Source organism: Nocardioides sp. LS1 (assembly GCF_003865225.1).
GTDB classification, from domain to species: Bacteria; Actinomycetota; Actinomycetes; order Propionibacteriales; family Nocardioidaceae; genus Nocardioides; species Nocardioides ginsengisegetis.
Genome location: NZ_BIFF01000001.1, coordinates 749764 through 760971, shown reverse-complemented (window position 1 = coordinate 760971; position 11208 = coordinate 749764). Strand labels below are relative to the sequence as shown.

Here is an 11208-nt window from a genome sequence, read left to right as displayed (position 1 = left end):
GACTCGGGCGCGGGGATCACCTGAATCGGTGTCGTCGGCGTCCGCCGAGCGGTGCGATGCTTCCCCCAGGGGGACGGTTCGGAGGACTGATGGACGGGGTGGCTGACTACACCTTCGTGGAGTTCCTGGGCGCCGCAGGTCACGGCAGCCGCTACCTCGCGAGGACACCCGCGCGGCTCGGTGTGAGTGCCCCCTGGGTCGCGGTCAAGGTGTTCTCCGGGGCCACCGACGAGGACGCGTTGCGACGCGCGACGCGCGAGCTCCGGGCCTTCGCCGCGGTCAGCTCGCCCTTCCTCGTGACCCTGCTGGACGCCGGCCGCGACGGCCCGACCTTCTTCTACGCCGTGGAGCACTGCGCGGGCGGCTCGCTGGAGTCGCCGAACCACCGGCTCACCCGTGGCGAGCGGCTGCTGGCCGTCGCCCGGGCGGCACGCGGCGCCCACGCCCTGCACCTGGCGGGCCTGGTGCACCGGGGCATCAACCCGGGCAACATCCTGCTCGCCGACGACGGGGCACGGCTGGCCGACCTGGGGCTCGCCCAGGCCCTGGACCCGTCCGCGTCGGTCACCGGGCTGGGACCCGCGACGTCGGTGGAGTACCTCGACCCGGGCGTGCTGGCCGGCGAGGTCGCCACCCCGGCCTCGGACATCTGGTCGCTCGGCGTGACCCTGCACCGGGCCCTGACCGGCACCGGCGTGCACGGCGAGCTGCCCGTCCACGACCCGCTCCTCGCCGTACGACGCGTGCTCGGTCAGCCCCCGAGGCTCTCCGAGTCGCTCACCGACGACGAGGCCAACCTCGTCGGCCGCTGCCTCGCGCCGGAGCCGGAGCGACGGCCCGGGAGCGCGCTGGAGCTCGCCGAGGAGATCGAGCTGATCCAGGGGTTCGCCCAGGTCAGATGAGCGTCAGGTGAGCAGCAGCTTGTCGAGGCGGCGGCGCACGACCATCAGGCCGACCAGGCCCATGACGACGAGGTAGACGACCGAGGCGGCCGAGCCCCACGACAGGGCGCCGGTGGTCAGCTCGCGGCAGAGCACCACGCCGCGGTAGAGCGGGGTGAGCTCGACGATCCAGCGCACCGCGCCGGGGAAGGCCGTGACCGGGAAGAACGTCGCCGAGAACAGGAACATCGGCAGCGTCGCCAGGGTCACGAACTCGAAGTCCTGCCAGCTCCGCATGTAGGTCGTCAGCGCCATGCAGACCCCGCCGAACGCCAGCCCGATCAGGAGCGCGGCCGGCACGACCAGCACCGCCCACCAGGAGCTGACCAGCCCCATCGCCAGCATCACGACCAGGAAGCCCGCGGAGTAGATGCCGCCCCGGAGCAGCGACCAGCTCAGCTCTCCGCGCGCGATGTCCATCGTGGTCAGCGGCGTGGCCAGCATCTGGTCGAAGAGCTTGTTGTACTTGAGCTTGAAGAAGAAGTTGAACGTCGAGTCGAGCAGCGAGCCGTTCATCGCCGAGGCCGCGAGCATGCCCGGCGCGACGAACTCGGCGTAGGGGATGGTCTGGCCGTTGAACTCGAAGCCGCTGATCAGCTGGCCGACGCCGACGCCGATCGAGAAGAGGTAGAAGACCGGCTCGAGGAAGCCGGAGACGAAGATGTACCAGGCACGGCGGTAGGCCAGGTAGTTGCGGTAGAGCAGCAGCCCGGTGGCCTCGCCGGCCGAGACCGGGGAGGCGGCGGCGCGGCCGACGCTGGTCGTGAGCATCGCCATCAGAGAATCATCCGCTTCTGGAGTCGGTGGACGGCGGCGAACCAACCGGCCAGGGCCAGCACCGTCAGGTAGACGAGGTGGACCAGCACCATCGACCCGTCGACCTGGCCGAGGGTGAGCATCCGGGTGAGGTCGACGCCGTGCCACAGCGGGGTGACCTTGGCGACCGCCTCGAGGAAGGGGCTCAGGTTGGCGATCGGGAAGAAGGCGCCCGAGAAGAGGAAGAGCGGGATCATCCCGAGCCGGAAGACCAGCGAGAACGCCGACTCGTCCTTCAGGCCCGCGGTGAAGGCGTAGATCGGGGTCGCAAAGGCCATCCCGATGAGGAGCTGGACGAGGAACGCCGCGATCACCCCGGGGACCGAGGCGAACACGCCGAACGGCGCCATCACCGCGAAGAACACCGCGCACGTCGTCGCGACGCGGAACGCCACGAAGCCGAGGTGGGCCAGGATCACCTCGGGCACGCCCAGCGGGGTGGCGATCATGCCGTAGTAGGACTTGTGCCACTTGATCATGCCCATGACGGGGTAGGTCACCTCGCCGAACACGGTCGTCATGGCCTGGGCCGCGACCATGCCGGGAGCCACGAACGCGAGGTAGGACGTCGCGCCCTCGAGCTTGGCGGGGTCACCCTTGATGAACCCGCCGAGCAGCACGCCCATCGCGACGACGTACAGCAACGGGGTCACGAAGGACGAGATCGCGCTGCCCTTCCAGGTGCGCTTGTAGGCGATCGCCCAGTAGTCGAAGAGGCGGGCCGCGCCCGCGAAGACGTTGGTCTGGGGCTGGACCTCGACGCTCATCAGTCCACCAGCGTCCGGCCGGTGAGGCGCAGGAAGACGTCCTCGAGGGTGGAGCGCCGCACCAGGACGGCCACCGGCTCGAGACCGCGCTCGTGGACCTTGGCGATGACCTCCTCGCCGTCGTTGCTGTAGACGAGCAGGCGGTCGGGCAGCACCTCGACGCGGTCGCCGAGGTCGGCGACCTTCTCGGCCAGCTGCTCGTGGCTGTCGCCCTCGGCCGCCACCCCGAACCGGAGCTCGGCGACCTCCCGGGTGGAGTGCTCGCGGATGAGCGAGAGCGGGGAGCCCTCGGCCACGATCAGGCCCTTGTCCATGACCACCAGCCGGTCGCAGAGCTGCTCGGCCTCGTCCATGTAGTGGGTCGTGAGGACGAGGGTCACGCCCTGCTGCTTGAGCCGGAAGAGCCGGTCCCACACGACGTGGCGGGCCTGCGGGTCGAGGCCGGTGGTCGGCTCGTCGAGCAGCAGCAGGTCGGGCTTGTTGATCAGGCTGCGGGCGATGGTGAGGCGCCGCTTCATGCCGCCCGAGAGGTCCTCGACCATCGCGTCGGCCTTCTCGGTCAGCTGCACGAACTCCAGCAGCTCCTCGACGCGCGAGCGGACCTCCTTGCGCGGCAGGCCGAAGTAGCGGCCGTAGACGAAGAGGTTGTCGCGCACCGTGAGCTCGGTGTCGAGGGTGTCCTCCTGCGGGCAGACCCCCAGTCGGCTGCGCACGGCCGGGCCGTCGGTGTCCGGGTCGAGACCGATCACCCGGAGCTCGCCCCCGCTGACCGGCGAGACCGCCGCGATCATCCGCATCGTCGAGGACTTGCCGGCACCGTTGGGACCGAGGAAGCCGAAGGCCTCACCGCGACGGACGTCGACGTCGATGCCCCTGACGGCCTCGAAGTCGCCGAAGCTCTTGCGGAGCCCTTGGGCATGGATCATGGAATCGGTGTCAGCCACGTCACGAGACCCTAATTGTTCCCGCCGACAGTCCCCACCGAAAAACCCAGAAAGGCAGAGGAATCGCGGGCCGGAGCCGGGAACCGGACGGATCGCTCGGGGCTCGTGTCTTCAGTGCTCGATTCTTCAGGACCTGGTGGCAAGGAGGGACGCATGGACGAGACAGCCGAGCTGGCGGAGCTGTACGACGCGTCGTACCGGCGCCTGGTCGTCCAGCTCTACGCCGTGTGCGGGGACCTGGCCGACGCCGAGGACGCGGTGCAGGAGGCCTTCGTGACCGCGATCCGCAAGGGCCGGGGTCTCCGCGAGGTCGCCAACCCCGAGGCCTGGATCCGCACCGCCGCGCTGAACCGGCTGCGGCACTCCTGGCGGCACTCCTCGGTCGTCCGCCGCTACCAGCCGCGCGTGCCGGGTCCGCAGGCGCCGGTCGAGGCCGGCCCCGACCGGGTCGCGATCGTGACCGCGCTGGCGCAGGTCGAGCGCGACCAGCGCGAGGTGGTGGTGCTGCACTACCTCGCCGACCTCGGCATCGCCGAGATCGCCACCGAGCTGGGGGTGCCCGAGGGCACCGTGAAGTCCCGGCTGGCCCGGGCACGGTCCCGGCTGGCGCCCCTCCTCGACGAGAAGGAGGACCGTCATGTCTGAGCTGGACCTGCTCCGCGGCCTGGGCGACGAGCTCGTCCCGCCCGACTTCGACGCCCTCGTCACGACCGCCCGCCGGCGGACGCGTCGTACGGCCACCACGACGGTCGTCGCCGCCGCTGCGGCGCTCGCGCTCGTCGCCGGCGCGACCTTCCTGGCCCTCTCCGACGACGACGGCCGGCCGACGCCGGTCGGCCCGCCGAAGATCATCACCCATCCGCTGACCTACGCGGAGGGCGCGATCATCCACTACGGCGACCAGGACGTCACCGCCGCCAGTGCCGTGGTCGAGCTCGACGTGACCGACGACGGCGTCCTCGCCCGTCTCGACGACGGCGGGATCTGGTTCACCGACGGGACCGACCTCGAGCAGGTCGGGACGCTCGGGCAGCCGACACCGGCGTTCACGGAGATGCCGCAAGGCCCGCCGAACGTCCCTCCGGGCTTCGTCGTCTCCCCCAACACGGGCTCGCAGGCCGCGTGGTTCGAGTTCCCGGAGCCGGGGAAGCCGGAGCTGGTGGTGTTCGACACCCACACGGGTGAGGAGTCCCTGCGGACGCCGGTCGACGTGGGCAGGGCCGGGTACGCCGTGCTCGCCGCGGTCACCGACACCTCGGCGTACTGGTACACCAGCCACGAGCCCGACAGCCTCGGCGAGTACGACGTGCTCGTCCCCGACGCGCGGATCGACCTGGCCACGGGCGTGCAGGGCCCCGACGACACGCACCAGTTCACCGCCGAGACGCAGGTGCAGAACACGCCCCGCACGATGATGGTGAGCCACGCCCAAGGCAACGAGCCGGTGCGGTACGCGGTCAGCGACGGCATCTTCTGGCAGTTCGGCGTGGGCAAGCACAAAGTGGAGCCCGCGGGCGCCCAGCCGCTCGACGCCCGCGACGGGGGGACCAGCGCGCCCTTCACCTTCACGCCTCCCCCGGGCCAGCCCGAGTCCGGCGTCGACTGGCTGACCCAGTGGCTCGACGACGACACCGTCGTGATCGTCGCGAACGCCCACGGCCAGGACGACCTGATCGAGTGCCACGTCTCCACCCGGGCGTGCGACCTGGCCCTCGAGGTGCCCGAGGCGGCGGTCATGCCGGAGATCGGCTGAGGCCGTGCCCGGCCGGGGCGCCACCGCTGCGCTCGCCCTGGTGGTCGTCCTGTCCTGCGTCGCCGCGGCGGGCTGCCGGGACGATCACGCCAGTGCGCCGCGGGCGGACGCGGACGAGGCCAGCCCGACGCCGTCGGTCTCGCCGGCCCCGCGACCTCCACGCGTGGTGACGCTGGGCTTCGCGGGCGACGTCCACTTCCAGCTCAACCTGACGTCGCTGCTCGACGACGACACCCTCGGCCCGATCACGCCGGCCCTGCGGGACCCCGACCTGACGATGGTCAACCTCGAGACCGCGATCACCGGTGACGGCGTCCGGGACCCCAAGGAGCTCGAGGTGCCCGACCAGCGCTACTGGTACCGCGCACCGCCGCGGGCCCTCGACCTGCTCGCTCGGAGCGGCGTCGACGTGGTCACGATGGCCAACAACCACGGCGCGGACTACGGCCCCGAGGGGCTCGCCGACACGCTGCGGGCGGCCAGACACGGCCCCGTGCGGGTGGTGGGGATCGGCCGCGACCGCGCCGCGGCCTTCACGCCGTACCGCGTCTCCCTCCACCACACCCGTCTCGCCGTCTTCGCCGCCGACGCGACGCCGCGCGAGGGCGCGAGCTCCGTGTGGGAGGCCGGCGCCCACACCCCCGGGATCGCCGCCGTCCGCGACCGGGAGTCGTTCCGGCGGCTCCTGCGGGGGCTGCGCGCCGCCGACCCGGACGAGGTGGCGGTGGTCTACCTGCACTGGGGCGTCCAGGAACAGTCCTGTCCGAGCTCGACCCAGCGACGGATGGCGCACGCCCTCGCGGCTGCCGGCGCCGACGTGGTCGTGGGAGCGCACACCCACGTCCAGCAGGGCGCGGGGTGGCTCGGCGACACCTACGTCGCCTACGGCCTGGGCAACTTCGTCTGGTACGTCAACCACCACCCCGACACCGGCGTGCTCCGGGTGCGGCTGGAGGACGGGCACGCCGTGTCGGACGACTGGGTGCCGGCGGAGATCCAGCTGTTCGGGCGGCCCCTCCCCCGGCACGGTCGCGAGCGCGCCGCGGCGGTCACCCGGTGGCGGGCGCTCCGGGCGTGCGCCGGCCTGGCGGCGCGACCCGACGACCTGCCGGCCTTCCGCGGATCGGTGCACCGGGTCGACTCCGTGGTCGATGCTCGCTGTCCCGTGGGGAGGGAGGACCTTCGGGCCCTGCGGCTGTCCTACGTGGGCTTCGACCGGCGTCGCCACCGGGGCGAGCTGGTCGTCGCCGCCCGCTACGCCCGCGACGTGGTGGCCGCCTTCGCCGTCCTGTACGACGCGCGGTGGCCGATCCGGCAGATGCGACCGGTCGGCGACTTCGGCGGCGACGACGACCGGTCGATGGCCGCCGACAACACCTCGGGCCACAACTGCCGCCGCGTCGCCGGGAGCCACGCCTGGTCGGCCCACGCCTTCGGGGCGGCGGTCGACATCAACCCGGTGGAGAACCCCTACCTGCTCGACGGGTCGGTCCGGCCGCCGGGCGGTCGCCGCTTCGCGCACCTCGACCGGTCCCGCGGGTCGCCCGTCCCGCGCGGCGCCATCCGCGACGGCGACGTCGTGGTCGAGGCGTTCGCCGCGATCGGGTGGGAGTGGGGCGGCGCCTGGGCGGAGCCGGACTACCAGCACTTCGCAGCGCCGCGTCGGTGAGTGCTGCTAGGCCACTAGCTCGAGGTCGACGTCGATGTGGCTGGTGTAGAGCTCGACGACGATCGCTCGTGCGGTGTCCGTGGTGCTGGGTTCGACGGGTAGCGCGGGGGCGCGCGAGTGGTGTCGATGTCCGGTGGGGGTGGTGATCTCGACGGTGTGCTGGTCGGGCCAGGTGCTGGTCGTGCGATGTCGCCAACCGGGTTGTTCCTTGGCGTAGTTGCAGGCCTCGCAGAGTCCCTGGCCGCCGTCGAGGGAGGTGGTGCCGCCGGCGGCCCTGGGGGTGACGTGGTCGCCGTGGCGTGGGGGTGCGTCGCACCACGGGGTGCGGCAGGTGTCGCCGTCGCGGGCGTGGAGGAGGCGGCGCAGGTTGCCGGTGAAGACGATGTCGGTGGAGTCCATCGCGACCAGGGTGTTGGTCCAGGGGTCGGCGTAGATCCGGCGGACCAGGACGTCTTCCTCGGCCTCGGCGATGAGGTCCGCGGCGGTGCCGGGGGTGATCGGGCCGTAGCCGACGAGGTGGGGCGGGGTGGTCCGGTCGCGGCCGAGGAGCATGTCGGCGCTCATCACGAGCTGGACCCCGACCCGGCGGGTGCCGGCCAGCGCGGGCGCGTCGAGGCGGTTGCAGAGCTCGTCGGCCATGATCTGGTCGCGACTGCGGTCATCCCCGGCTGCGCGGAGCACGGCGGCGCGCTGCCGCAGCTCGGTGATCGCGCAGTGCGCGTCGGCGGCAGGCAGGTCGGCGGAGATCCGGGCCATCCCGTCGCCCAGCGGCCGCAATGTGACGCGGCGTCGGGTGCGGGCCCGGTGGGCGCGCTCCTCGGCGCCGGCGACGTCGAGCTCGTAGGCGATCCGGCGGGCCGCGACCAGGACGTCGTGGTTCCCCAGCCCGGCCAGCTGCGGGCCGAGGGTGGCGTCCAGGCAGTCCCGGGCCTCGCGGCTGAGGTCGGCGGACTCGCGGACGACGATCTGGGCGCGCTGCTCGTTGATGTCGCCGCGGGCCAGCGCCGCGTAGGTGTGCGGCATGTCCTGCAGGGCCAGGGCCAGCGCGAGGTGCTCGCGGCCGGCGTGCGGGGACTCCCGGCGGGCCATCGCGACCTCGTGCCCGACGGCGCGTGCCAGCCGCTCGGCCGGCACTCCCACGGCGCGCTCCGCAGTGACGCGCCGGCGGTGCAGCTCGGCGGTCAGCCGGGCCTTCGCGGCGGCCGATGCCGAGGTCAGCCGCTCCTGCGCGGCGAGCTCGTCGACGATCTGGGCGTCGGACAGCTCAGCCGGCTCGATGTCCCCGAGCAGGCCCACCCACATCGAGGCGTGGTCGATCGCCACCTCGGGGGTCGCCGCCTGTTCGAACATGTCTTCGATTATACGCTTGACTGCCGACACTGGGAAGGCCCGACCCTCACCTGGTTCTGCTCCCGCCGAACCGATCGGGTCGTCTCCCGGGCGGCCGGACCCACGCGCGCACTCAACCAGGCACGACCGCGCACCACCCGGCATGAGCGGACGGTGCAGTGGATACTCCCGGCATGACTGACTCGGGTGAAGGCGGCGAGGCCGCTTCCTTGAGCGCCATCGGCCTCGATGCTCAGGTCCCGCAGAACGTCCGGTACGTCGCCCCGAAGTCGCCGGGGGCAGGGGCGGCGTACCGCTCGAGCCCGGGACGCTCGTCGTACGGCGCGGTGACGGCGTCGAGGAGAGCAGTGAGCGGCGCGAGGTCGCCGGCGGTGGCGGCGGCGAGGGCCTCCTCGACGAGGTGGTTGCGGGGCACGTAGACGGGGTTGACCGCGTCCATCGCCGTGGCCGACGGCGAGAGCGCCAGCCAGCGCGCGACCCACGCGTCGAACCCCGCGAGGTCGAGGAAGAGGGCGCGGGCGGGCTCGACGTCACCCCGGGCCGCCACGCCGAGGGCGCGGTAGCCAGACGTGTGGTCGACGTGGCCGGCCTTCATCAGGCCCAGCAGCTCCTCGACGAGCGGCGACACGACGGAGGCGTCGAGGCCGGCCGGCAGGCCGAGCTTCTCCCGCATCCCGGCGGACCAGGCGGCGGAGTAGTGGACACGGAACTCCCCCAGCGCGGCGACCGCGATCTCGACCGCCTGCTCCTGGTCGTCGTGCAGGAGCGGCAGCAGAGCCTCGGCCAGCCGGGCGAGGTTCCACTCGGCGATGAGCGGCTGGTTGGCGTAGGCGTAGCGGCCCTGCTCGTCGATCGAGCTGAACACCGTCGCCGGGTCGAAGGCGTCGAGGAACGCGCAGGGCCCGTAGTCGATCGTCTCCCCCGAGATCGTCATGTTGTCGGTGTTCATCACGCCGTGGATGAAGCCGACGAGCATCCACCGCGCGACGAGCGAGGCCTGTGCGGCGACGACCGCCTCGAAGAGGGCGAGGTACGGCGCCTCCGCGGCCGCGGCGCCCGGGTGGTGGCGCGCGATCGCGTGGTCGGCGAGCCGGCGCAGCAGGTCGCGGTCACCGGTGGCAGCGGCGTACTGGAAGCTCCCCACCCGCAGGTGGCTGCTCGCGACCCGCGCCAGCACGGCACCCGGCAGGATGCTCTCGCGACGCACCGGACGTCCGGTCGCGACGACGGCCAGCGACCGGGTGGTCGGGATCCCGAGGGCGTGCATCGCCTCGCTGACGACGTGCTCGCGGAGCATCGGACCCACCGCGGCGAGCCCGTCGCCGCCGCGGGCGAACGGGGTGCGACCCGAGCCCTTGAGGTGCAGGTCGCGCAGCCGGCCGTCCGCATCGGTGAGCTCGCCGAGCAGCAGCGCCCGCCCGTCACCGAGCCGCGGCGAGAACCCGCCGAACTGGTGCCCGGAGTAGGCCTGCGCCACCGGCGAGGACCCTTCCGGCACCGCGTTGCCGACCAGCAGCCGCACGCCCTCGGGGGCACGCAGCGCCTCGGGGTCGAGGCCGAGCTCGACGGCGAGCGGCTCGTTGAGGACCAGCAGGCGCGGGTCCGGCGCGTCCTCGGCCTGCCAGGGCACGGCCATCTCCGGCAGCTCCCGGGCGAAGCGGGAGCCCAGGGTCACGGTCGGGGCAGGTACGACGCTCACGCCTCCGAGGGTACGTGGGCCCACCGCCACCGCCGTCAGCCCACGAGGTCGACCAGGGCGGCCACGGCTTCAGCCGGAGGTGGCAGCTCGGCGATGGCTCCGGCGATACGTCGGGCGGAGGCGGCGTACGACGGGTCCTGCAGGAGGGTGGGAAGCTTCGCCGCGGCCTGCGCCACGGAGCCCGGTCCCTGGCCGACGGTGTAGCCGGCCCCCACCGCCGCGACGTGGTCGCCGTTGACCACCTGGTCGAAGGAGAAGAGCGGCGCCACCGCCTGCGGCACGCCCGCGACCAGGGCACCCATCGTCGTGCCGAAGCCACCGTGCCCGAGCATCGCGGCGGCCCGCGCGAGCACGGCGTCCTGGGGGAACCACGGCAGGACGAGGGCGTTCGCCGGCACTGCTCCGAGCTCCACCGGCTCCCGGGTCCGTCCGACCGTGAGCAGGACCCGCACATCGGCCCCGGCGAGGGCGTCGAGCGCCTGCCGGAAGACACCGGCGAAGGGCGGCAACGAGCCGGTCACCGAGCCGAAGGTGACGTAGACCAACGGGGCCTCGGGGTCGCCCCAGTCCGGGAGCCCCTGGGCGGGCACGTCTGGCGCCGGCTCGTGGAACCGCCGCGGGCCACCCGCGGGCACCATGCCGTCCGGGTGGTCGAGCGCCTCGGGCACGAGGCTGAACATGGTCTCGCCCGCGAGCGCCGTCGTCAGCCGTCCCTCGTCGAGCCCGGCGAGCCGCCCCAGCTCCTCCAGTGGGTCGCCGATGATCGCCGCGAAGTGGGAGGCCACCTCGTGCATCCCGATGCAGACGTGCACGGTCGGTACGCCGGCGCGTGCCGCGGCCGCCAGCGACGCGAGCTCCGCCGACTCCCGCAGCACGACGTCGGGTCGCCACCGCTCCACGGTGTCGACCAGCGCCGGCAGCCCGGCCTGCGCGTCGATCCGGGCGAACACCTCGCCGACGACCAGGTCGTCGGCCTCCTGGAAGGACAGCGTCGGCAACCGGGCCATGACCGGCCCGACGAGCTCGGGCGGGGCGTCGGCGAAGGGCTCGTGCGCGAACCCGGCACGCGTCACCGCCGCGGCGTACGACGTCGGCGCCGCCACCCGCACCTCATGACCCGCGTCCGCGCACGCGCGCGCGAAGGGCCGCAGGGGGCCGAAGTGGCCGTCGTTGGCCGTCGTCGCACACAGCACGCGCACCTCGCGAGGGTCCCACCCGGCGAGAGTCCGGGCAACGGCTCTCCACTCGACCACGGCTTGTCGGTGCCGT

General features: G+C 72.9%; 10 protein-coding genes. 4 read left to right on the top strand and 6 right to left on the bottom strand.

Going from position 1 to position 11208, the window contains the following annotated elements; translation table 11 throughout:
- The first annotated feature begins 98 nt into the window (after positions 1-98).
- Positions 99-902 carry a serine/threonine-protein kinase gene (locus EJF31_RS03540; RefSeq protein ID WP_221767445.1) on the top strand — a complete coding sequence of 268 codons (804 nt, stop codon included), beginning with the start codon at positions 99-101 and terminating at the stop codon, positions 900-902.
- A 3-nt stretch (positions 903-905) separates the two neighbouring features.
- Here EJF31_RS03540 and EJF31_RS03535 read toward each other — a convergent pair whose 3' ends face one another.
- The 3 genes from EJF31_RS03535 to EJF31_RS03525 are packed head-to-tail and all read right to left on the bottom strand — an operon-like array spanning position 906 to position 3450.
- Entirely contained in the window at positions 906-1718 is an 813-nt protein-coding gene (locus EJF31_RS03535; RefSeq protein WP_125035690.1) for an ABC transporter permease, read from the bottom strand.
- The gene (locus EJF31_RS03530; protein WP_125035689.1) at positions 1718-2524 is read right to left on the bottom strand and encodes an ABC transporter permease; all 807 of its coding nucleotides are present in this window, start codon (positions 2522-2524) and stop codon (positions 1718-1720) included. Before EJF31_RS03530 ends, EJF31_RS03535 begins: the two co-directional genes overlap by 1 nt.
- Complete coding sequence (locus EJF31_RS03525) at positions 2524-3450, bottom strand: ABC transporter ATP-binding protein (RefSeq protein ID WP_125035960.1); 927 nt, start codon at positions 3448-3450, stop codon at positions 2524-2526. Before EJF31_RS03525 ends, EJF31_RS03530 begins: the two co-directional genes overlap by 1 nt.
- 171 nt (positions 3451-3621) lie before the next feature.
- Between EJF31_RS03525 and EJF31_RS03520 the strand changes: the two genes are divergently transcribed.
- From EJF31_RS03520 to EJF31_RS03510, 3 genes are read left to right on the top strand one after another with little or no spacing between them, the layout of a single operon-like run.
- A complete protein-coding gene (locus tag EJF31_RS03520; RefSeq protein WP_125035688.1) occupies positions 3622-4113 on the top strand; it encodes an RNA polymerase sigma factor in 492 nt (163 codons plus the stop codon).
- Positions 4106-5221 (top strand): hypothetical protein, encoded by a 1116-nt coding sequence (locus tag EJF31_RS03515; protein WP_125035687.1) that lies wholly within the window; start codon positions 4106-4108, stop codon positions 5219-5221. Before EJF31_RS03520 ends, EJF31_RS03515 begins: the two co-directional genes overlap by 8 nt.
- A 4-nt stretch (positions 5222-5225) precedes the next feature.
- Entirely contained in the window at positions 5226-6890 is a 1665-nt protein-coding gene (locus EJF31_RS03510; protein ID WP_125035686.1) for a CapA family protein, read from the top strand.
- A gap of 6 nt (positions 6891-6896) precedes the next feature.
- Here the strand turns inward: EJF31_RS03510 and EJF31_RS03505 are convergent, their stop codons facing one another.
- The 3 genes from EJF31_RS03505 to EJF31_RS03495 form a co-directional block, all read right to left on the bottom strand.
- Entirely contained in the window at positions 6897-8240 is a 1344-nt protein-coding gene (locus EJF31_RS03505; protein ID WP_185736122.1) for an HNH endonuclease signature motif containing protein, read from the bottom strand.
- 232 nt (positions 8241-8472) lie between these two features.
- Entirely contained in the window at positions 8473-9939 is a 1467-nt protein-coding gene (locus EJF31_RS03500; RefSeq protein ID WP_125035684.1) for a YdiU family protein, read from the bottom strand.
- 35 nt (positions 9940-9974) lie between these two features.
- Positions 9975-11138, bottom strand: coding sequence for a glycosyltransferase (locus tag EJF31_RS03495; protein WP_125035683.1), 1164 nt, complete (start codon positions 11136-11138; stop codon positions 9975-9977).
- Positions 11139-11208 lie beyond the last annotated feature (70 nt).

What these genes read in the sequence shown, in the direction of transcription:
- EJF31_RS03515 (WP_125035687.1), top strand. Translation starts at nt 4,106, where the DNA reads ATGTCTGAGCTGGACCTGCTCCGCGGCCTGGGCGACGAGCTCGTCCCG.
- EJF31_RS03525 (WP_125035960.1), bottom strand. Translation starts at nt 3,450, where the DNA reads ATGATCCATGCCCAAGGGCTCCGCAAGAGCTTCGGCGACTTCGAGGCC.
- EJF31_RS03520 (WP_125035688.1), top strand. Translation starts at nt 3,622, where the DNA reads ATGGACGAGACAGCCGAGCTGGCGGAGCTGTACGACGCGTCGTACCGG.
- EJF31_RS03535 (WP_125035690.1), bottom strand. Translation starts at nt 1,718, where the DNA reads ATGGCGATGCTCACGACCAGCGTCGGCCGCGCCGCCGCCTCCCCGGTC.
- EJF31_RS03530 (WP_125035689.1), bottom strand. Translation starts at nt 2,524, where the DNA reads ATGAGCGTCGAGGTCCAGCCCCAGACCAACGTCTTCGCGGGCGCGGCC.
- EJF31_RS03505 (WP_185736122.1), bottom strand. Translation starts at nt 8,240, where the DNA reads ATGTTCGAACAGGCGGCGACCCCCGAGGTGGCGATCGACCACGCCTCG.